The sequence below is a fragment of the Neobacillus canaveralius genome, assembly GCF_047237705.1.
Lineage (GTDB): Bacteria > Bacillota > Bacilli > Bacillales > Cytobacillaceae > Neobacillus > Neobacillus niacini_K.
Map to the genome: position 1 here is coordinate 3,644,203 of NZ_JBDFLL010000001.1, position 21,005 is coordinate 3,665,207.

The window sequence follows — 21,005 nt, forward strand, 5'->3', positions numbered from 1 at the left end:
ACTGCCAGAAATGTCTATTCTTGCGCTTTCCCAAGAAATATATTCTTAATTTCCTGAATTTTTAAAAAAAATTATTATTATGTCCCTCTACAAAATGTGCAATCAATCGATTTAATTCAGCAGAAGCTTTTGTAGGAATTTGATGTTTTTCGTTATCAATGAAGTTTAAATCACTGCATGGCAATTTTTCTTTTAGGAGACTCGCATACCGATAAAAAGATTTGTCTTTCTTCCCATAAACCAATAATATTGGATAATTAATATGTTTTAGCTGATCTGTACAATTATAATTTAAGCTATATTGAAAATATTCTTTAATATTTCTGATGTCACCTTTTACTGCTGCATCGTACAATGTTTTAAATGTCTCGTTAGAATCAGCATTACCGTAAGTAATCGCTTTAGCAAGAATCGGAAAAGCAGTTGGCATTGCGAGTTTCACAGCTAAAGAAATTCTTTGGCGCAAATAAAAATCACTAGATTCAGACATTCCACTGACTAGTATAGCACCTAAGGCTCTGTCCGGATAATTTAACAAAAACTCTAATGCCAGAGAGGAACCTGTTGAATAGCCGCAAAGGAAGGCTTTATTTATTCCTAAATGATCTAATAACCGAGTTATATCTTCGGTAATTAAGTGATAAGTTATTGGTCTGGGAGAATACTGGCTTCTTCCATGTCCTCTAATATCAAACGTTATTACTTTATAAGCATGTGATAATACAGCACGTTGATATCTAAAATTTTCATTTGTTAATAACGGTGGATGGATAAAAACAATCGGTGTGCCTTCACCCTTAACAGAAAAATATAAGCTAACACCATCCAACTCCAACATCGCCATGAGAATCACCCCAAACAAAAAATCCTATAAAATGGTAGTATTCTCATAACACCCAAAATTCATTCTTCAACACAAAATGTCCACTCGAGGCGGACATTTGTGTTTTAGTGGTGCCTGTCACCCAAGATAGCAACTAGCTATTATGTGCTATCTAGTTGCTATCACTTTGTCGAAGTATGACTCCCGTTAGGAAAGTAAGGAATATGTGTGTTCCTAGTTTAACGGTTGGCTGGACGAGTGTGTCTTTTAATGGGTCGAGGCAGACGATGTCCATTGCGTTTACTTTTGGATGGCGGCCTACTGCTAGTACCCCTTCTAGCAGTTCTACAGTTGTCATGCCCCCTGGCGTTGATGCCGGCACCCCTGGGGCATAGGCAATATCTAAGACATCCATATCAACGGTTAAATAAATGGTATCCACCTTCGAAGATAATTCTTCTAAGCAATGCTGAACCGTTTCCTCAATCCCCTTTTTCCGTGCTGTACGGAGTGTAACATAGTTGACTCCTTTTTCATCCGCATACTGTTTTAAATCCTTTGTATTAAAAAATCCATGAAGACCAATGTTGTACATATTGCTGCCTTCCACAACACCGCTCTCAATTAAATTTCGCATTGGTGTTCCGTTAGATGGTCCATTATCTGACATGTCACGCAAATCAAAATGGGTGTCAAATTGCAGTATCCCAATTTTATCTAAAGGCTTTGCCTGCTTCATTCCCTTCACCATCATCGCTGTGATGGAGTGGTCTCCGCCAATTGCACAAACCTTCGAATTATGGAATTGTTGATGTAAAGCGGCAGAGGCTTCAACAATATTTTCATGACACTTACCAATATCCGTGACATGCATCGGAACGTCCCCGACGTCAAGTGCTGTCAATTCGGCCAAATCGACATCATCATCAAGATTGTAGGTGGCAAAGCTCCGCCAAGAACGTCTAAAGGCATCGGGGAATTCTGATGCGCCAGAAGCACTTATCGAAGAACGAGACAAAGGAACACCGAGGATCACAACCTCGGCCTCCCTACTCTTTTCAAAATCATTCAAAGTCATGATTGGCTGAATCCATTCATGAACCTTCTCCCCTGCCCCGTTTTCAGGTCGTACCCATGTAAAGCTAGGAGGATTAATTTTCGGATAAAGAAAGCTCTTCAATTAAACGACCTCCCTTGAGAACTACCCTTCCGTTTTTGACAACAGTGTCCGTATGATTGACTCCATAGGAGTATTGTAGCTTCATATAATTATCAACATTAAACATCGTTATGTCGGCTTTTTTCCCAACTTCTAAACTGCCAATTTCACGACCACGATTAATCGCATGTGCTGCATTAATGGTTGCTGCGGAAATTACCTCCGCAGGAGTCATCCCCATTTTTAAGCAGCCTAGATTCATAATAAATGGCAAGGATACAGTTGGAGATGAACCAGGGTTACAGTCTGTGGACAATGCAACCGGCACACCCAAATCAATCATTTTTCTCCCGTTTGCTGATTCCGCCATTAAAAAGTAAGCTGTCCCCGCAGCAGCACCCCGACCACACCTTTTTCCGCCATCGCTTTCATGCCTTTTTCAGACGCACTTAATAAATGATCTGCAGATATCGCTCCAACCTCGGCGGCAAGTTCTGCCCCTTCATAAGGTTCAATTTCATCCGCATGTATCTTCGGTATTAATCCGTTTCTCTTTCCTGCTTCAAGGATCCGCTTTGATTGATCAGGGGTAAAAACACCATATTCACAAAAAACATCATTAAATTCAGCCAATCCCTTCTCAGCTACCTTGGGAATCATTTCATCAATCAGTATATTAACAAATGCATCAGGATTGTCTTTATACTCTTTTGGTACGGCGTGTGCGCCCATAAAGGTGGGAACTACATCGATAACATGTTTTTCGTTAAGCATTTTCGCGACTTCAAGCTGCTTAAGCTCCGTTTCCCACTCCATCCCATAACCGCTTTTCGCTTCAACCGTTGTCACCCCGTGGCGCAGGAATTGATTTAAGCGCTCAAAGCTCTCTTCAAAAAGCTCTTCATAAGAGGCTGACTTTGTTCTTCTCGTAGTGGCATGAATTCCGCCGCCGCTATTCATAATTTCCATGTAGGTGGCACCTTGAAGCCTCATATTAAACTCATTTTCTCTGCTTCCAGCAAATACAAGATGAGTGTGAGGGTCAACTAAACCTGGTGTGACAAGCTTTCCACTTGCGTCTACTATCTCCGCTTCACCCAGACGGTCTTCATATTTTTCAAAAAGCTCCTCATCACTTCCTATATCACAAATGACCCCGTTCTCCATCCATATGCTGCCATTCTCAATGATTCCTAACTCCGACATGGCTTCCTTTACAAGGGGAGCATCTGAACTTCCCTTTAAGGTCACGATCTGAGAAGCATTTCTAATAAAAATTGGCTTATTCACCTAATCACCTCTTTAATCTTGATTTAACATTGGCATTTTAATGCCTTTTTCCTTTGCTGTCTTAATCGCAAGTTCATAACCTGCGTCGGCATGACGAACAACGCCCATCCCAGGATCCGTGGTTAATACTCGTTGTAAACGAACTTCTGCTTCCTTTGTACCATCTGCTACAATAACCATTCCAGAATGCTGAGAATATCCCATTCCTACACCGCCGCCATGGTGGAGCGAAACCCAACTGGCACCGCCAACTGCATTGATCATCGCATTTAGTATTGGCCAGTCAGAAACTGCGTCACTTCCATCCTTCATTCCTTCTGTTTCCCGGTTAGGTGAGGCCACAGAGCCTGCATCTAAGTGATCACGCCCTATAACAATCGGCGCCGATACTTCACCAGATGCCACCAGGTCATTAATGATTTTTCCTAAACGTGCACGATCTCCATATCCAAGCCAGCAAATTCGAGCGGGAAGTCCTTGGAAGCTGATTTTTTCCTGAGCCAGTCTCACCCATTTACAAAGGTGCTCATCATCCTTGAATTCACGAAGCAGGACTTCATCAATTTTTCGAATATCCTCAGGGTCCCCAGACAACGCAGCCCAGCGGAAAGGTCCTTTTCCTTCGCAAAATAATGGACGAATATAAGCCGGCACGAAGCCAGGGAAATCAAACGCATTTTCCACTCCTCCATCCTTAGCCACCTGACGGATGTTATTCCCGTAATCAAAAGTTACTGCACCTCTTTCTTGCATTGTCAGCATTGCCTTAACGTGGATTGCCATACTTTGCTTCGAGAGCTTTACGTATTTTACAGGATCTTCTTTTCTTAGAGTCTTTGCTTCTTCTAAACTGTAACCAACAGGAACATAGCCGTTTAACGGATCATGAGCAGACGTTTGGTCTGTTAGCACATCCGGGCTAAACCCTTTTTGAATCATAATCGGCAACAACTCAGCTGCGTTTCCAATCAGACCGATTGATAATGCCTTTCCAGCTTTCTTTGCCTCCATAGCAAGTTTAATAGCCTCTTCTAAATCGCACGTTTTCACATCAAGGTAAGCGGTTTCAATTCTGCGATCCACTCTAGTTTCATCAACATCAATCGCTAGGCATACACCATCATTCATCGTTACTGCTAATGGTTGTGCGCCGCCCATGCCGCCAAGTCCCGCTGTTAATGTAATCGTATGTTTTAATGAACAGCTGAATTCCTGGCGAGCCAACTCCGCAAACGTTTCATACGTTCCTTGGACAATTCCCTGCGTTCCAATATAGATCCAGCTGCCTGCTGTCATTTGTCCGTACATCATTAAGCCTTTTTTATCTAATTCGTGGAAATGCTCCCAATTCGCCCAAGCCGGCACTAAATTGGAGTTTGCTAATAATACACGGGGAGCGTCCTTATGTGATTTAAAAACCGCAACTGGCTTACCAGACTGAATTAACAGTGTTTCATCACTTTCTAATTCAAGCAAAGATTGAACAATTGCTTCATATGCTTCCCAGTTACGTGCAGCCTTTCCGATTCCACCGTACACCACTAAGTCCTCAGGTCGCTCAGCTACATCCTGGTCAAGATTGTTCATCAGCATCCGAAGTGCAGCCTCTTGGATCCAGCCTTTTGCATGTAATTCTGTCCCTTTATAATTTTTAATCACTCTTGTTTTTGCACTGTTTGCTTCCATTATTCTCACTCCCTTAAATACTTTTTCACTCCTTCATTATAAAAATAAAATCTTCAGAAAAATACAAAGCATTCACTAGAAAAACAGCACTATCTATAGATATAACTCGTTTATTTTTAGCCTAAAACTTCACTATTTTTAGGAAATAGGAAATTTTTTAGAAAAAAATAAGATTCAGTTGTCTCTGAATCTCATCTACTTATCCCTTATTCAATCGAAATTCTCTCGGGGAAACTCCGACCATTTCCTTAAAAGTTCTGCTAAAGTAGTTCGGATTATGATATCCGGTTAAGTAGGAAATTTCCTTTACAGGCTTACTGGTCTCAAGCAGGTACCTTTTTGCTTCTTTTATTCTGATACCTGATAGAATTTGCGTAAAGCTTCGGCCTGTTTTTGAAAGTAGCAAATGACTGAAATAGGATGGATTCCTATCGACGTATTTAGCCACATCCTCAAGCTTTAATTCATGGTTTGAAAAATTGGACTCAATAAAGGAAATACCACGCTCAATCGGATTCTGTTTAACCATTTGTCGGCTGGAATCGGCACCCAAAAATATCTTTTGAATAAACAGAATTAGATTTTGTACAGACTGATAGAGAACACTATCATACAAAATTGAATGGAAAATATATCGGTACTCTTTTTCATAGCTATGCTGTTCATCTAAATCGTAGGTTTTCATGAATCGTCTTATTTGTGCGAGAATACTCGTAAGCCTAATTCTTACCAATCCCGGATCTGGATAGTGATCCCCTAATTGGACAAATTCATCATATAACCATGTTTTTATACCTTCTATGTCATTATTTACGAGCATGTCCACCCAAGCCCTCTGTTCCGGAGGAGTCAAAAAGGGATCGATATGTACCAAGTCTGCTGTATTCTCAAACTCAATAATTTGCCGATATCCATGATAATAGGTAAGCTCCAGCATTTTTTGTGTTTCTAGAAATTTTTCATTGAGACTGATGTGTGGTGATTTTTCATTCCTGACTACAACTGCAAGCGGGTCGGAGAATTCATCTTCCCACCTTCTCATCGCTTTTTGGCATTGCTGTTTACTATTTTGGCATGTTTCTTTAAACAAAAGAACAACCCGATCGCTTAAAGGGAAAATACCATGAAGTTCCCTAAATGGATAGTCTGACAAAAAGGAATATAACATTCCAACATTATCGTTATTTTCAATTTTAAATACTGCAATTTTATGATCCTCTAAAACAGCTGGCTCGGAAATAAATAGTGCCTCATATGATAAATCATTATAAACATGAGGTGCATCCTTCGTAACATGTCTTTTATCAAGTGCTTTTGCTGCTTTTTGAAACGTGGATTTTACCTTGGTAGCAGAAAAAGGTTTAATCATCAATTCTAATGCCTGAAGTTCAATCGCTAAACGAGCTTTTTCAAAGGTGGCCTCTGCACTGGTTACTATCACGATCGGTTCATAAATCTGCATTAACTCTCGGAAGCTTGGCCAATTCTCTCTGCTAATCATATCCAGTTCTAAAAGGATGATATCCGGGGTTTCTTTTTCAAAAGTAACGATAAATTCCTGAAAATTTGAGGATAATAGAATGCTTGTTACAGGGATAGAAGATGATTTTAACAGCCATTTTAATCCTTCTCGTTCATTTAAATCACGATCGGCAATCAGCCATTTTCCTTCCATGATACTCACCCCATCTAAAAATAGTGCTACTAATATAATAAAAGTATACATCCTAAGTAGCAATCTACAAGTAATATTCTTATACATGAATTGCAATAATTTAAATCGAATTCATAGGTTCATTATGAGCATAATAATTTTTGTGACTATTGAAGAGAGGGGAAAATCAAGAAATGAAATGGCACAAAAATTTACTTAAAATCATACAGGACCGCCAAGGTAAAAAACTAGCTTTAGTCGTGGATACCTCAACAAATGAAACGAAAATTGACCTCATTGCAAATATTGTAACTTTTTTTAAAGAATTAACTCCGGAAACAACACTTGTTCAAGCCGATTTTAAAATCCGTAGTGCGGATCCAATTACGGGGGGAACGGAAATCAAATATTACACACATGGTAAAGCTTCCTATACCCTTGCATTGGAATGGGCGGAAGAAGAAAAGATAGAAACTGTATTCTACATCACCGACTTAACTGGCTTTTTACCGGAGGACATGCAGGTCCCTTATGAGGTATATTGGCTTGTTCCGACTGAATTTGTTCCTAAAGCACCATTTGGAAAGGTAATGAAAGTGGTATAGAAAATAGCAAAAGAGGAGCCAATCTCCTCTTTCACTTTTCCTTCTTTTTTGGCTTATCAGGGAGGTGGTGATTTGATGAGCTTTCCTCCGTTTGAAAAGAGGAAGATGAACTTTCATCACTTAGGATGGGAAAAGCCTCACTTTCCATCGGAAGAGGCAGTGCATTTTTTTCAATAACCTGCTCTAATCGATTAATTCTTTCAATTAAATTGGAATGCTCTTTTTCGGCAATTATTCCTTTTGAGGAATAGTATGGATCCTTTTCCCACCAGTCCATTCCTATTTCTCTAGCCTTATCTACTGAGGCCACGAGCAGTCTTATTTTTATCGTTAATAAATCAACATCGGCTAATGATATTTTAATATCACCAGCGATGACAACTCCTTTATCCAAAATCTTTTCAAGTACGTCGAGTAAATTCGATGATTGCGGCGGGTGATGAATGGGCATATGATCCCTCCTAATATGCTTAAAGCAGTTTTCCTAGAGGACCCAATTCGATATTGAGATCTTCATGTTCTAAACCAAAAATCTGCTTTAATTCTTCCATTTTTTCTTCAAGCCTCATTAATGTTAAGCCTAATTCTTCTATTTGCTCATCTGTTAAGGAATCGCTTTCGACTCTCCGCATCGCCTGTCTTTCCATCAGCTGGCGGAGAAGCTCAATAATGGTTAGCACTAGTTTTGCTAAACCCTGTTCTACCTGATTAGAATCAAGTGGTAACCTTTCCATCGCCTAATGCCTCCCCAATTATTTTTCGCTCATATGGTCCATAGGCACTTTCTATCGACGAAATCAACAGTTTTAAATCCACTACAATTAAATCGATGTTGGCAATCGAAATTAAGATCTCGCCGCTCACCACGACTCCTGTATCAATGATTCCGTCTAGTAGATCTAACAGCGTCATTTCTTTATTTTGAAAAAGATGATACTGTTCCATGTTAAGTCTCCTTCGAAAAATGGTAAGGCGGCCATGGTCCACTTATTTGAAATGAGCAGCCTAATCTCGAAAAGGTATGTTCGAGTTCCTGGACTTCAGTTAAGAACTGCTCCGTTTTCAGTTTATCAATAAGGAAATCGCAATTTACAATCATGTCATCATTTCGCTCTGTGATTTCTCTTCCCCAATTTTTTCGCAGCCTTGAAACTGAGAAGAATGGCTGTAATTTTTGTTCAATTTGGTGCCACCATTGAGATTGTTCTTTTTCTAATTCATTTGTTATCAGCTGGTCGAGCTTCTTTTTCATAATAAATTGTTTTCCTTTTGGCATACTTGCAATGTTTTCTCTTAACTCAAGAACACTCGGATTATGTTGAACGACATAAGAAAACGCCTGCTCAGAATTGCAATAAATTTTTAGATTCCATTCTTGTTTATCTTTGAATCTAATTAGCTGCTGCAAAATCACATCGTATTGCTCCTGAAGTAAGCTGCACAAATTCTCTTCGTTTTGAAATATAGTACAAAATGACATTGGGAGGATTGTAAACTGGGTATGAATAGCCGAAATGCATTCATGATGATGAAATGCTTTTTCCTTTAACCAATCAGGATCTTTTAATTGAAGCTCGATTTGCTGCTGGGAAAATTGTTGAGGATTAACTGGGGTAATAATGGCAGCTAGTTCCTTAAACTTTAACACTGTTGCATTTTTTTTGTCCATCCCGATGATTGACGGAACCTCTGTTCTGTTTAGTTCCTCCGAAAGAATGACACCATACAAATAAATAAAATCGGTTTCCACCGTAGTATGAGTCATGCATACCTCCTCCTTTTAACGCTAATTTTACATCCCGTTCTTTTCTCTTTCTTTGGCGATTTTGTATCTGTTAAGTAATTCTTCCTCGCGTTCTATATAGGCTTCTTCATCAATTTCCTCCATATCGTACATCATATGCAGCTCAATCAATTGTTGCTGTATTAATGTGAGATCGTACAGTTCTTGATCTACTTCTTCCTGTATTTTCTCACCCAGTTTAATGAGCGAACGAATCGGCAGTGAAAATAATTTAAATATCATAAGTTCCCTTCAATCCTTAACACGATATTCACAAAATTGTAGGCTGGCCATGGTCCGGAATACTTAAACTCCAATTTATCCTTCCATATTTCAAAAAGTTCATTAACCTTCTTATCAAATAATTCTTCATGATTGGTATCAATTAGAAAGGCAGCGTTCAGAAGTGTTTTTCCGGGGATTGTTTTATTCAACTTTCCCGCTTCTGCTATTGCCAGCAAAGGTTCATAAATTTCCTCTGCTGCCTGTTCTTCGAGACGTAAAATAAAATTTTGGGCTTGTTCACCCACCTGAATCTGGTCATAAAAAGAAGCAGGGTTTGCCAAGTCTTTTTTTGCATCTTTCCACTGATTTAGGAGTGGATTCTTGTTCATTTCTTCGTTTATCCATTCTTTCTTTGGAATTACCTTCAAGCCAACTTCCATTTTGTTATCTAATTGTAAGAACAGTTTCTCAAATTCCTCATTTAAATGCTCCATTACTAAGAGAACATCATTTTTGGAATTAAAAACATTTCCAAAGCTCATAGGAATAACGCTATATTGTTTCATCACCTCTGTGATTTTTTGTTGATGTGCCATCAAGTTTTGACGAGTTGGCAAAACATCACCTGTTACCTTTGATACGACCATAGCGACATTTCCGAAGTGGATGGTATATACCCCGTTCTTCTTGCCATTTAATTGGACACTGCCAAATTTCTTGGGCTCCTTTTCCTGTATCGCACAAAAAAGGTACACGCCATCATGTGTACTCATTTATTTTTCATCCTTTCTCAGGATTTCCTTTTGAATCAATTCCCTCACTTCTACAAAGGAGAGCTCAGGAAGTATTTGTTTCATGGGTCTGCTTAACACATCGATACATAGTGCTTGATAGCTTATATTCCCAGGAATAATGGGGATGTTTGTTTTTTTTGAAATCGCCGCAATCATTAATGTCGCTCGCAGACTAGGGCAAAATCCCTTCCCATAAGACCTTAAATTTGAAACTAATCTGGTAACCTCTTGTGCTTCGCGATCGTTTAATCCTGTTTTTTGTTTAAGAATTTCAATTTCTGTTTCCCTGTCACAAGAATCTAAATGAATGGTAATGAGTCGGTCCAAGAGGGCATCCTGAGTATGAAAGGTTCCGACATACTCATCTGGATTGCTTGTAAAGATAATAGAAAAATCAGGATGACATTTAATAAAAGTTTCCTTTCCGTTGCCGTATACAGGCAGGATTTTTTCCTCTAATAAAGATAAAAATATATTATTCGTTTCCGGGCGGGAACGTGAAAATTCATCGTAAATTACCACATGTCCATTTTTTACTGCTTCAATTAGTTGTCCTTGGACCCAAATGGGTTTGACTTCTTGCTCTTTTTTAAATACAGAGTGAATATAGTTATCGATTATTTCTTTTTTGCGAGCACCATAATATTGACCCAAAAGGTCTTTGTTCGACAATTCATGGTGACCACGTAAAATTGTTACCTTTCTTTTTAGTTGCTTCGCAATATATATCGCTAAGCTTGTTTTTCCTACACCTGTAGGTCCAACAAAATGGACAGGAAATCCAGCTTGCAAGTACTGATGGCTTCTTGAAATGATGTCTTCGAAGAAAGGAGTTTTAACAAATTCCCCTGTTCCACTTCCTTTATCAGATGAATTCAACATTTTTCCTCCTTACGATTAAAATTTTGTAAAAAAAGGAGCCAAGGCACAGTCAAGCCTCCGCTCCTTCCATTCTTATTCAAACCATTATTATGACTCTTCCGCAAAAGGATGATGATCATGATCTTTAAGCAGACCAACCGCTTTTGCATATCGTAACCATGTATCTACACTGGCAATGACGATACGGGCGTCAATTGTCAAAAGCTCGATTCCTACTAAAGAAACACGAGCCCATAAATCAATAACCACGCCCTTATCCAAAATACGGTCAATTACTTCCGCTAAGCTTGAAGAGTCTACACTTTTTTGAATAGCAGCCATTCTATCCCCTCCTTCCATTTGACTGCAGCTAAAGAGGGAGTGTTATAAATTATTCTTTATTTCTAAATTAGGTGTTACTTACTCTTTTTACCAACAGTCATCTTCGTTTAATAACGATTACTATAAGATATGTACGTCTGGCTGTTTTGAATGGACAAGTGCTCTTATCCAGACACTTTTTTTAGTTAAGTTAAGGCTGTGTTAAATTTGTTTGTTGATTTGCGCTCCACTAAGGAATGCTTCTTGGAATAATCATCGCAGGGACAGGCCGTCTCTGCCTGTCCCGAGGCACTTCGCTTTCCGCAGGCGTTGCGGTGAGCCTCCTCGGTGCTTGCGCCTGCGGGGTCTCACCTGTTCCGTACTCCTGCAGGAGTCTACGTGCCTTCCGCGCAAATCAACAGTGCAATAATCCATTTTATCTTAAACACAGCCTAAAAAAAAGAGTCTTCGATAATGAAGATCTCTTCCTAGTAAAAGTATTCTGTTTTGAATTATCCATTTTTCACGATTTTTGATGGATTGTTGACTTTGTATTGGACTGCAGCGTCAACAATAAATTCTTCTTCAACATCTTTACCCTTAGCTAGCTTTTTCTTTGCCACTTTTCCGTCGAATTCAAGTAGATCCCCAGGTTGCAGTTCGAACTTCTTTAGTGTTTTACTGTGACTGCACCATGCTAGTCCAAGTTCAATTGGTGGCTCTTCGACGATCACCACATTTTCCAGGACCACCACTTCATCATTTTCTTCGTTAAACGGATTGTATGTAAGAGCGAACTGTTTAACACTTGCCGTAAAGTGAACTTTATCTGCTGGGAGCTCAATTTTAGGTTCTTTTTCTTTTTTGGGTTTGGCAGCTTTAGGCTTTTTCGGTTCAGGTTTTTCTTCGAGTTTTGGCTCTGGTTTTTCTTCCTGCCCCTGAGTCTCTGTACCCTGTTCTGCTGTACTGTAATCCTTCTCCTCTACCTGCAGCATACTCTCCTTGCCAAAACTTGAAGCCTGCATTTCCTTTAGAAAAGCAGGGTGAATGCACGACAAATTTCCATCTTGGAACTCAATCACAAGTGTGTTAAACTCGTCAGACTTTCCATATGTTTCATACCCCTTAATCGTCACGACACGCTGGTAGTTCCGTTCCTTAAACAAAAAATCCCGCTTTGCCTCCTTCGCAGAAGAAAGCCCCCACTCCTTCAATTTCTCCTTATAATGATCATCATCACGAAACCCAATAAAATCCCCCTTCGGAGAAACATACCGAGTCAAACCACTCCGCTCTAACTGCTCATGCTCAATAGCCATATTATTCACACCTCTCTATGGTGAACACCTGGTGACAGGCACCACTAATGTACAAATGTCCGTCTCCAGTGGACACTCTTCATTTCAGTTTCATTATGTATTTTGTGTTGATACATTTTTTATTGTATCAAAGTTTTCTGCTAATGAAAAAAGCTTAGGCATGATTTTTGCAGTTAAACTTGTCTGCAAAAGTTCATGCCTGGTGGTTAGATGATGAGGGGTGGTTTTCCGATGGGATAGTATTCTACCGAGCCGCATACCCGAATTTTCTCTTCTGATAGACAGTTTCTGCCGTCAAAGATGATTGGTTCTTTCATTTTTCCTACCATCTTCGCTACATCCAAATTTTTGATCTCGCTCCACTCAGTTAATATGAACACAGCGTCTGCTTCGAAAATCGCTTCATCTATCGAACCTGAATATCTAATCTTATCGCCAATAACCTTTCTTGCATTCTCAGCAGCAACGGGGTCATAGGCGACGACTTCTGCACCTAATACCGTTAATGCTTCTGAAATTGGAATGGACGGTGCTTCTCTCATATCATCCGTTTCTGGTTTAAATGCTAGTCCAAGTAGTGCAATTTTCTTTCCTTTTAATCCTCCAAACCGTTTTAATGCCTTTGTTACCAACAATTTTCGTTGATATTCATTAATGGCAATGGTTTCTTTTAATAGAGGAAATTGTACTCCATTTAATCCCGCGGTATGGAGCAAGGCTTTGACATCCTTTGGAAAGCAAGAGCCGCCGTACCCAATACCGGCATTCAAGAATGCTTCACCGATCCTTTTATCTTTACCCATTCCTTTTGCAACATCGGTGACATCTGCACCAACTGCTTCGCATAAATTGGCCATTTCATTGATATAACTAATCTTCGTAGCTAGAAACGCATTGGATGCATATTTTATCATTTCAGCACTTCTTGTACTTGTTAAAATCACAGGCACATTTAATGGAAGATACATGTCCCTAACTTTCCCTGCCGCTTCTGCACTTTCAGATCCAATAATAATCCGGTCAGCTTTCATCGTATCTTCAATGGCAGATCCCTGGCGGAGAAACTCTGGATTGGAAACCATTTTCACTGTAAACCCACATAGGTCTTCAATCATATTTTTAACAAAATCATTGGTTCCGACTGGCACCGTGCTCTTAATCACAATTATGGTTTCACGAGTTATATACGGAGATATATCTTTTGCTGCTTGTACCAAATAAGAAAGGTCAGCGGCGCCGTCATCACCCTGTGGCGTTCCCACTGCAATTACAATGATTTCTGTATCAGTTAATGCCTCACTTAAAGAGGTGGTAAAATGCAGACGTCCTGCTCCCATATTCGCAGTTAGTAAATCTTCAAGACCAGGTTCATATATAGGAGAAACTCCTTTAAGTAACTGGTTAATCTTTTGTTCATTAATATCGATGCATGTCACATGATGACCGATTTGTGATAAACAAACTCCTGTTGACAGCCCTACATAGCCTGTACCTAAAACAGCAATCTTCATATCAATCAATCTCTCTCTTACTATTTTCAAAGGTTTCTTTCCTTGTAACTTCTTGCAAATAGGCTAACACTGATTCTCTAATATCCTCACGGCTTAATGCGAAATCAATGGTTGCTTTTATAAAACCAATTTTATCTCCGATATCATAGCGGCTTCCATCAAAGTTATAGGCAAAAACAGCCTGGTGTTTGTTTAGTTCATTGATGGCATCTGTCAGCTGTAATTCGTCTCCTCGACCTAAAGGAATTCTCTCCAAAATCTCAAAAATCTTCGGACTAAGAACGTACCGGCCCATAATCGCATATCTTGAAGGTGCCTCTTCTATGCTGGGTTTCTCAATTAGCGAGTCAATATGGAATAGATCTGACTCAATCATCGTACCTTTTGGTTTAATGATTCCATATTTGCTGACATCTTCGTCTCCTACAGTCTGTACAGCCACAACCGAACTATTATAATATTCGAAAACATCCATAACCTGCTTTAGGCAGGGAATCTCCGACATGACGATATCATCACCTAGTAAAACCGCAAATGGTTCGTCACCAATGACGCTTTTCGCACATAGAATAGCATGTCCCAGCCCTTTCGGCTCTTTCTGGCGGACATAAACGATATTTACTAAGTTTGATATCTTTTGAACATCTGCTAACATATCAAGTTTGTTTTTTCTTAAAAGTGTATCCTCAAGCTCATACGATTTATCGAAATGATCCTCAATGGACCTTTTTCCTCTGCCGATGATGATGATAATTTCCTCAATACCAGAAGCCACGGCTTCTTCCACGATATATTGAATGGTTGGCTTATCAACAATCGGCAGCATTTCTTTTGGCTGTGCTTTTGTTGCTGGCAAAAATCTAGTACCGAGGCCAGCTGCTGGTATAATGGCCTTACGGATTTTCATATGCTGCCTCCTTTCCTTATCTCCTCTATCCTTTATATGCAGTCGGACAACCTCCGGTCACGTTAGTTACCTATTAAAATGGTTTATTTAAAAACATTCGATAAAATAAAACTCCCTTCACCAACATAGCCAAGGGAGTCATACGTCATGTTCATGTATTGGCTGGTAAACTCGCTTAATAAACCTTTCCATCAACTTTCTTAGAATTCTTTTACGCCGAGTTACCAATGTACTGACAATTGCTTTTCTTTCTTCACTCGTAACTTGCCAATCTTCTGGAATGACTGCGACAATTTCTTCTATTAAATGAATAGGCAGGGTTTGAATTATTTCAAGCTGCTCGTGAAACTCCTGTTCATTCTGGATAAAACACGCCATAATTTGATGGGTTGCACTTTTTAAAATCGTTATCGGCAATGACTCAATATCCTGCAATGTCCAGTTATAGGATGCAAACACTTCTGCATGATCGATAATCCACAAGCGATAGGAGTGTGGTGTGTCATTACATAGAATAATATTTTTCCTTGTTCGATCACGATTGCAAAGCCAGTAATCAAATAATATAATGCCAGCTAGGTTTCCATTGTTAGTAATAGCGGGAATATCGGTCACTTGATGTCCATCATAACAGTCTGGTACATAAAGACTTGCAAATTGAAATTGTGTTTGCGTCATTTGAGAGAGTTCAGGGTATTTTGAGGAAAACTCCTGGGGGATTTCTACTAATTTGGCAAAAGGTATGGGCAGTCCAAGGTAACGTGCAAGGCAATAGCCAACCCATTCGTTCGCCAATGTTTTTTCAAACCCAGGCTGGAAATACTTCACGACATAATCCCGACCATCATTAAATGTAATTAAGTGAGCATTCGATTTTCCTTCAAGTGTTTTCTTGTATGCAACTGGTTTAATCATTCCCCATTCACCTCGTCTACATTTATTCCACCTATTTTTTTCAAAAGATGGAGATATTGTTCTGCCACAACCTCGATTGCGAATTTTTCATGGACGCGTACGATTGCTGCCCTAGACATTTGTTCATGAATGCTGGAGTCTTCCAAAATTACACAAAGCTGATTCACTGCATCTTCTACGTTTTGGCCGCGAAAAAGCATTCCGTGTTCACCGTGGAGGACCAATTCTGTGACCGGCATCATATTCGATGCCACTACAGGTACCCCGCATACCATTGATTCTATAAAAGTATTTCCAAACGATTCGGTCTTCGTAGTGGCTAGCGTACAGCCGCCAGATTGGCGAATTTTAGAATAGACATGCGGCATTTGCTGATAGGGTATCACTGGAAACCACTTGACTATGTCTGTCAGCTGCTCCTCCTGCCATTTGGCCGCGAAGTCCTCCCGCTGCACACTTTGAGCACCGCCGATAACCCAAAATTCAATATCATCACGCTGACTTTTCATGAGTTTTGCTATTTCCAATAGCATTTGCCAGTTTTTACGTTTGTCCAATCTGCCAATCCAGCCAATAATTTTTTTACCAGGAGGGAGAATTGGATCACTATCAACATCTATCTCTTCACACGACAAAGCACGGTAAAATGATGTGTCGATTCCGTTGTAAATGACATGAATGGGAATCTCGTCCGTCAGTATAGTTACTAATCGTTTTTGATAATGTGATGGAACAATGATAGCTTCCGGCTCAATTCCTCTAAATGATTTTAAATGCGGCTTAAGCTTAATCAGTTCCGGGGTGCGAGCCTCTACCAACACGGGTCCTCGATAGTTTGCTTTTTTTATCCATTTAAAAGCAGCACCCGTGTCAACGACAATGATTGCGTCATAGTGGTTGTTTTGAATGATTTTAATAATTTCCTGTTCATCTTTTGTCAAATAAACGGGGGCTACATCTTCCATAATATGAAGCCCGCCGTGATCAGTTGTATATAAAAACTCTGTATCAATTCCATGCTTTTTAAAATAAATCGAGCGATTGCGCCAGCCGGCATTCACCCCGCCAACTGTAAGCAGACGCCAGATTATTAATACTTTCATACTGGTTCCCCTCGTTTTTTTAGTAGGCTCCTCCTCAGCTCTGTTAGGTTTCTTTTTGTATAACCATTATAGGAGCTTAACGTCCTTTTTTATCCTTACCTTTATTCTTTTCTCGCTTCTCATCACTGCGGTTGTGGTCGTCGTATCTATCCCCAGCAAAGTGTCGGCCGCCCTTTCCACCTTTAGCACCTTTGCTGCGTCGACCTCTATCTCCCTCGAAGTGTTTTCCTCCACGTTGTTCACGATCACCTCTAGAGCGTCGATCACCTTCAAAACCTCTAATCCCGCCATAGTCGTTCTCGCCTTCTGGGTGTCTCTCAGAAAAATTTTGTTCAAGTTGGTCCCAATGCTCATCGATTTTGACCATGACTGCTTCAGGGTCCACGCCTCGTGCCAGCATTGCTTTCACCCATTCTTCCTTGAAAACTTTGTGCACCAATCCTTGCAGCTTGGTGACATAGTTTTTCTCCTCTGCAGTTGTTAGCAAAGTATTACTTAGATTTTTGATCTTATTTTTATCCGGATCCTGAGGGAGAAGTAACGCCGTTATTTGACGGGAAATTTCCTCCATACGGATATAGTGAAGCCATTCTGCATATAATTCTGGAGCCATTTCTTGTACATGTGATAAAAAGATTGCTTTATTTTCCTCCCCTAGAGAAGTCAATAATTTACGTGGGTATGGATAGACACGATCACGCCAAATGGTTCTTGCTACGTCAATTACCTTAAGACTGCCATCCGGCTGAAGATAAATTTGCCGTTTATGATGGTCAATTCTCTCATACCCAATTATTTTAAATGTGATTAGCATTTCAATTAATCTGGCAGAAAGTGCCTTAGTTAAGGGCTGGGATTGTAAATATTCGCGTAAATCAACACCCCGGATAATTTCCATCACAATATAAAGTGGACCTTTTCCATAGAGCTTTGGAAAAAGAGCTGTCTGCTGACCAAGTGATAAAGCATAATATTCGCGCTCGCAATCCTCCGTATTCCCAAATACCTTCACACAAATGTCATCCGTTAATTGGAATACTGCACCTTGCCGTCCTTTTCCCATCATTACCAATGGTGAGTTATTCACTACTTCCACATCTGCATTTACCATATTTGTCACTTTAATGTTTTTCATCCATTGTTCTAAATTTTTAATATTCATATATTCCCTCCTCCCTTTTTAAGTTGGCAGTTTTATCAATCCCTGCTTGTCTAATTAAAAGACCTTGGAAATACCGCCTACTATAATAGATTCAATTGGGTCAAAAAGTGTAAAGGCACTTGTCTATAAAAAGAAAATATAAATATGCTACTGCGTTGATTAAGGAGAAGAAAGCCTGGTCCTAAAAGGAACTGCCTTTTTTTAATTGCATTATTACCATAAGTGTTAAAATTATTGAAAAATTAACAATTATCCCCTTTATTTATTGTACAATTATGATAGACATACCAAAATATGCTATTCTTCAACACAAGCTCTTTTCCATCAGTGCTATTATGGAGATAAATAATTGGAAGACCTAAAGTATTAGGTGATGGGTCAGCATATATTTATGTAAAAGAGGTGTAAATTTAGGTAATACAGAGAAAGATTACCAGAAGCTTTTCACATTTAAGTTGAACCTAAATAGGAGGGGTACTTTATGAGTCGTTTGTCGAAGCAAGAAAAAAGCTGGATTTTTTATGATTGGGCGAATTCTGCATACTCCATCTTAATTACAACAGCTATTTTTCCTTTATATTTTAAAGCAGCAGCAAATGGTGCAGGTCTTGCTGGTTCTACCTCCACTGCCTATTTGGGTTACGCGAATTCGTTTGGGACTCTGCTTGTTTCCATTTGTGCACCAATTTTAGGAACCATCGGTGATTTTAGAGGCTTAAAAAAGCGATTATTTACCTTTTTTGTCATTCTAGGTATCGCTTTTACTGCACTGTTGGCCGTTGTCCCAAGCAACCAATGGCTGATTCTCTTAATATGTTATGTTATTACTGTGATTGGTTTTGGAGGCGCCAATATCTTTTATGACGCCTTTCTTGTTGATGTGACTAGTGAAGAACGGATGAATAAGATATCTGCCCGCGGATTTGCAATGGGCTATATCGGAAGTACCATTCCTTTTATCATCGGCATTGCTCTAATTCTATTATCACAACAAGGGATTCTCCCCTTGTCTGTAACGATTTCCACACAAATAGCCTTTGCCATCACAGCCATTTGGTGGGGAACCTTTACCATTCCAATGTTAAAAAATGTTCAACAGGTTTATTACGTCGAGCAAGTAGCAAATCCGATTTCTACCAGCTTTAAAAAGGTTTTCCAAACGCTTAAACGAATTAAAGCTTACCGTCCTTTATTTTTATTCCTAATTGCTTATTTCTTTTATATTGATGGGGTCCATACGATTATTACCATGTCTACTGCTTATGGAACGGATCTTGGAATTTCTTCCACAAATCTATTAATCATACTGTTTGCTACTCAAGTGATTGCCGCTCCATTTTCTATGTTGTACGGAAAGCTGGCAGATAAATTTACAGGAAAAAGAATGTTATTAGTTGGTATTTTTATCTATATTATTATTTGTATTTATGCTTATTTCATGAAAACCACCTTAGATTTCTGGATTTTAGCGATGCTGGTTGGTTCCTCCCAAGGCGGGATTCAGGCACTTAGCCGTTCTTATTTTGCAAAGCTGGTACCGAAGGAAAATGCAAATGAGTTTTTTGGATTCTATAATATTTTCTTTAAATTCGCCTCAATCCTTGGACCGGCTTTAGTCGGTTTTACCGCCCAAATCACTGGTAATACAAGTGCTGGAGTTTTTAGCTTAGTTATATTATTTATCCTAGGCGGTGCCATTCTATTGCGCGTGCCGGAAGCGAATGAGAAAATCCAATAAAACGAAACAACGCCTTGGGAATCCCCCAAGGCGTTGTTTAATGTCATGCAAGAAGGTCTTTATCAAGAATCATTTCCTTCTCTAAGTGACTTGCTCGAATACCAAATTTAGGTTTCAATTGACCAATTTCTTCACCCATCAAGAGTTTAATTCCCAGGTATGGCAGGTTTAGACCTGTTAAGCAGCTAAAATGCATTCCCCCGCTCATTCGCGGATTAATTTCAAGCAGCTTAGGGACACCTTGATTATATTTGACCTGGATATTAAAGAGGTATGGTATATGATAATGCTGATGAAACCTTTGGGCCATCTGAATAAGCTCTTGATGGTCGATGATTTCTCTTATTCTTCCCTCCCCTTTCATTCTAGGAATTGCCGCATATAACTGCTTTGTCGAAGCAACACAGTCAATACTGAATTCCGGACCTTCTAAATACTCTAACACCATTAGATCTGGGAAAACCTCTTGCTGGCTTAAAATCTCACACGCATGATGAAATGGGAGACGTCGGCTGCTAGCCCTTCTAAATAGCTGGTCAATACTTTCTATCTTATCCTCAATGACGCGAAAACCAGTGGCTCCTTCTCCAACAACGGGTTTAAAACAAACAGTATGTCCTTTGGCCCGTAAATTTTCATAGGCAAGTTTGAAATCATTAATATTATTGACGACATAAAAATCTGGTATCGAAACAAGTTCTGCCCCATCCTCTTCCTTTTGCATGATGGAGTGGTATGCCGCTGCTTTGTTGTCCAGCGTCTCCATTAAGTCAGAATCTGGACATACCAGCACTTTTACACCGATTTCTTCAAAATCAGCGAGCCTTTTTGAAATCAAGACATTTTCTTTCCTTGGAATGAAAATATCAATCTTATGCTTAAGGCAAAATTGAAGACAAAACTCAATATATTCCTCACCAGATACGGTGGGTTCTGAAAAGGCATAATCACAATACTGTAAATAGAGAGCGTCCATATTCGAATGAGTACCAAAAATTTCAAACCTTCTCCCCTCATCATTCGAACGAATCATCTCCATAAAATGCGTAACCGTCGTAAACCACCTATTAAACCAAATCCTCATACGTTACCTCTTTCTCGTTGATATACTAAACTAAAAACCTTAACCATTATTCGCCTAAAAATTCC

At 39.5% G+C, this 21,005-nt stretch carries 20 protein-coding genes and 2 pseudogenes; 2 read left to right on the plus strand and 20 right to left on the minus strand.

The features are described from left to right. Window positions 1–61: 61 nt before the first annotated feature. The 5 genes and pseudogenes from ABC255_RS18300 to ABC255_RS18320 form a co-directional block, all read right to left on the minus strand. Window positions 62–844 (minus strand): alpha/beta fold hydrolase, encoded by a 783-nt coding sequence (locus ABC255_RS18300; RefSeq protein ID WP_412995713.1) that lies wholly within the window; start codon window positions 842–844, stop codon window positions 62–64. A gap of 151 nt (window positions 845–995) precedes the next feature. Beyond that, window positions 996–2,003, minus strand: a complete 1,008-nt coding sequence (locus ABC255_RS18305; protein WP_412995714.1) for an agmatinase family protein — start codon at window positions 2,001–2,003, stop codon at window positions 996–998. Further along, a pseudogene (gene hutI, locus ABC255_RS18310) lies at window positions 1,975–3,272 on the minus strand (imidazolonepropionase). The gene ABC255_RS18305 and the pseudogene hutI overlap by 29 nt, the downstream one beginning before the upstream one ends. Window positions 3,273–3,284: 12 nt before the next feature. After that, window positions 3,285–4,958 carry a urocanate hydratase gene (gene hutU / locus ABC255_RS18315; protein ID WP_412995716.1) on the minus strand — a complete coding sequence of 558 codons (1,674 nt, stop codon included), beginning with the start codon at window positions 4,956–4,958 and terminating at the stop codon, window positions 3,285–3,287. 199 nt (window positions 4,959–5,157) lie between these two features. After that, a complete protein-coding gene (locus ABC255_RS18320; protein WP_412995718.1) occupies window positions 5,158–6,633 on the minus strand; it encodes a helix-turn-helix domain-containing protein in 1,476 nt (491 codons plus the stop codon). Between the two features lie 173 nt (window positions 6,634–6,806). Between ABC255_RS18320 and ABC255_RS18325 the strand changes: the two genes are divergently transcribed. Next, entirely contained in the window at window positions 6,807–7,217 is a 411-nt protein-coding gene (locus ABC255_RS18325; RefSeq protein WP_412995720.1) for a VWA-like domain-containing protein, read from the plus strand. A 169-nt stretch (window positions 7,218–7,386) separates the two neighbouring features. Here ABC255_RS18325 and ABC255_RS18330 read toward each other — a convergent pair. The 14 genes and pseudogenes from ABC255_RS18330 to ABC255_RS18395 all read right to left on the minus strand — a co-directional run. Beyond that, window positions 7,387–7,668, minus strand: a pseudogene (locus ABC255_RS18330) (gas vesicle protein); the annotation flags it as partial. A 19-nt stretch (window positions 7,669–7,687) separates the two neighbouring features. Then, a complete protein-coding gene (locus ABC255_RS18335; protein ID WP_335531205.1) occupies window positions 7,688–7,951 on the minus strand; it encodes a gas vesicle protein K in 264 nt (87 codons plus the stop codon). Then, a complete protein-coding gene (locus ABC255_RS18340) occupies window positions 7,932–8,162 on the minus strand; it encodes a gas vesicle protein (RefSeq protein WP_412995722.1) in 231 nt (76 codons plus the stop codon). Before ABC255_RS18340 ends, ABC255_RS18335 begins: the two co-directional genes overlap by 20 nt. A 1-nt stretch (window position 8,163) precedes the next feature. Further along, entirely contained in the window at window positions 8,164–8,982 is an 819-nt protein-coding gene (locus tag ABC255_RS18345; protein WP_412995724.1) for a GvpL/GvpF family gas vesicle protein, read from the minus strand. Between the two features lie 27 nt (window positions 8,983–9,009). After that, window positions 9,010–9,243 (minus strand): gas vesicle protein GvpG, encoded by a 234-nt coding sequence (locus ABC255_RS18350; RefSeq protein WP_412995725.1) that lies wholly within the window; start codon window positions 9,241–9,243, stop codon window positions 9,010–9,012. Continuing rightward, window positions 9,240–9,998: a GvpL/GvpF family gas vesicle protein gene (locus tag ABC255_RS18355; RefSeq protein ID WP_412995727.1), complete on the minus strand. Its 759-nt coding sequence runs from the start codon at window positions 9,996–9,998 to the stop codon at window positions 9,240–9,242. Before ABC255_RS18355 ends, ABC255_RS18350 begins: the two co-directional genes overlap by 4 nt. Then, window positions 9,999–10,898, minus strand: a complete 900-nt coding sequence (gvpN, locus tag ABC255_RS18360) for a gas vesicle protein GvpN (protein WP_412995729.1) — start codon at window positions 10,896–10,898, stop codon at window positions 9,999–10,001. 90 nt (window positions 10,899–10,988) lie between these two features. After that, a complete protein-coding gene (gene gvpJ, locus ABC255_RS18365) occupies window positions 10,989–11,222 on the minus strand; it encodes a gas vesicle protein GvpJ (protein ID WP_335531220.1) in 234 nt (77 codons plus the stop codon). A 491-nt stretch (window positions 11,223–11,713) separates the two neighbouring features. After that, window positions 11,714–12,520, minus strand: a complete 807-nt coding sequence (locus ABC255_RS18370) for a hypothetical protein (protein WP_412995731.1) — start codon at window positions 12,518–12,520, stop codon at window positions 11,714–11,716. A gap of 206 nt (window positions 12,521–12,726) precedes the next feature. Beyond that, window positions 12,727–14,031: a UDP-glucose dehydrogenase family protein gene (locus tag ABC255_RS18375; protein WP_412998585.1), complete on the minus strand. Its 1,305-nt coding sequence runs from the start codon at window positions 14,029–14,031 to the stop codon at window positions 12,727–12,729. Window position 14,032: 1 nt separating this feature from the next. Beyond that, window positions 14,033–14,938: a UTP--glucose-1-phosphate uridylyltransferase GalU gene (galU, locus tag ABC255_RS18380; RefSeq protein ID WP_412995733.1), complete on the minus strand. Its 906-nt coding sequence runs from the start codon at window positions 14,936–14,938 to the stop codon at window positions 14,033–14,035. Between the two features lie 138 nt (window positions 14,939–15,076). After that, the gene (locus ABC255_RS18385; protein WP_412995734.1) at window positions 15,077–15,853 is read right to left on the minus strand and encodes a HipA family kinase; all 777 of its coding nucleotides are present in this window, start codon (window positions 15,851–15,853) and stop codon (window positions 15,077–15,079) included. Continuing rightward, window positions 15,850–16,956: a glycosyltransferase family 4 protein gene (locus ABC255_RS18390; RefSeq protein ID WP_412995736.1), complete on the minus strand. Its 1,107-nt coding sequence runs from the start codon at window positions 16,954–16,956 to the stop codon at window positions 15,850–15,852. Before ABC255_RS18390 ends, ABC255_RS18385 begins: the two co-directional genes overlap by 4 nt. A 76-nt stretch (window positions 16,957–17,032) precedes the next feature. Then, window positions 17,033–18,118, minus strand: coding sequence for a hypothetical protein (locus ABC255_RS18395; protein ID WP_412995737.1), 1,086 nt, complete (start codon window positions 18,116–18,118; stop codon window positions 17,033–17,035). Between the two features lie 481 nt (window positions 18,119–18,599). Here ABC255_RS18395 and ABC255_RS18400 point away from each other — a divergent pair, with 481 nt between their 5' ends. Further along, a complete protein-coding gene (locus tag ABC255_RS18400) occupies window positions 18,600–19,856 on the plus strand; it encodes an MFS transporter (protein ID WP_412995739.1) in 1,257 nt (418 codons plus the stop codon). A gap of 43 nt (window positions 19,857–19,899) precedes the next feature. Here the strand turns inward: ABC255_RS18400 and ABC255_RS18405 are convergent, their stop codons facing one another. Then, window positions 19,900–20,940, minus strand: coding sequence for an ATP-grasp domain-containing protein (locus ABC255_RS18405; RefSeq protein ID WP_412995741.1), 1,041 nt, complete (start codon window positions 20,938–20,940; stop codon window positions 19,900–19,902). Window positions 20,941–21,005: the final 65 nt, after the last annotated feature.

Coding starts and splice junctions, on each gene's coding strand:
- ABC255_RS18300 (WP_412995713.1), bottom strand. CDS start 844: ATGGCGATGTTGGAGTTGGATGGTGTTAGCTTATATTTTTCTGTTAAG.
- hutU (WP_412995716.1), bottom strand. CDS start 4,958: ATGGAAGCAAACAGTGCAAAAACAAGAGTGATTAAAAATTATAAAGGG.
- ABC255_RS18320 (WP_412995718.1), bottom strand. CDS start 6,633: ATGGAAGGAAAATGGCTGATTGCCGATCGTGATTTAAATGAACGAGAA.
- ABC255_RS18325 (WP_412995720.1), top strand. CDS start 6,807: ATGAAATGGCACAAAAATTTACTTAAAATCATACAGGACCGCCAAGGT.
- ABC255_RS18335 (WP_335531205.1), bottom strand. CDS start 7,951: ATGGAAAGGTTACCACTTGATTCTAATCAGGTAGAACAGGGTTTAGCA.
- ABC255_RS18340 (WP_412995722.1), bottom strand. CDS start 8,162: ATGGAACAGTATCATCTTTTTCAAAATAAAGAAATGACGCTGTTAGAT.
- ABC255_RS18345 (WP_412995724.1), bottom strand. CDS start 8,982: ATGACTCATACTACGGTGGAAACCGATTTTATTTATTTGTATGGTGTC.
- ABC255_RS18350 (WP_412995725.1), bottom strand. CDS start 9,243: ATGATATTTAAATTATTTTCACTGCCGATTCGTTCGCTCATTAAACTG.
- ABC255_RS18355 (WP_412995727.1), bottom strand. CDS start 9,998: ATGAGTACACATGATGGCGTGTACCTTTTTTGTGCGATACAGGAAAAG.
- gvpJ (WP_335531220.1), bottom strand. CDS start 11,222: ATGGCTGCTATTCAAAAAAGTGTAGACTCTTCAAGCTTAGCGGAAGTA.
- ABC255_RS18370 (WP_412995731.1), bottom strand. CDS start 12,520: ATGGCTATTGAGCATGAGCAGTTAGAGCGGAGTGGTTTGACTCGGTAT.
- ABC255_RS18375 (WP_412998585.1), bottom strand. CDS start 14,031: ATGAAGATTGCTGTTTTAGGTACAGGCTATGTAGGGCTGTCAACAGGA.
- galU (WP_412995733.1), bottom strand. CDS start 14,938: ATGAAAATCCGTAAGGCCATTATACCAGCAGCTGGCCTCGGTACTAGA.
- ABC255_RS18385 (WP_412995734.1), bottom strand. CDS start 15,853: ATGATTAAACCAGTTGCATACAAGAAAACACTTGAAGGAAAATCGAAT.
- ABC255_RS18390 (WP_412995736.1), bottom strand. CDS start 16,956: ATGAAAGTATTAATAATCTGGCGTCTGCTTACAGTTGGCGGGGTGAAT.
- ABC255_RS18395 (WP_412995737.1), bottom strand. CDS start 18,118: ATGAATATTAAAAATTTAGAACAATGGATGAAAAACATTAAAGTGACA.
- ABC255_RS18400 (WP_412995739.1), top strand. CDS start 18,600: ATGAGTCGTTTGTCGAAGCAAGAAAAAAGCTGGATTTTTTATGATTGG.
- ABC255_RS18405 (WP_412995741.1), bottom strand. CDS start 20,940: ATGAGGATTTGGTTTAATAGGTGGTTTACGACGGTTACGCATTTTATG.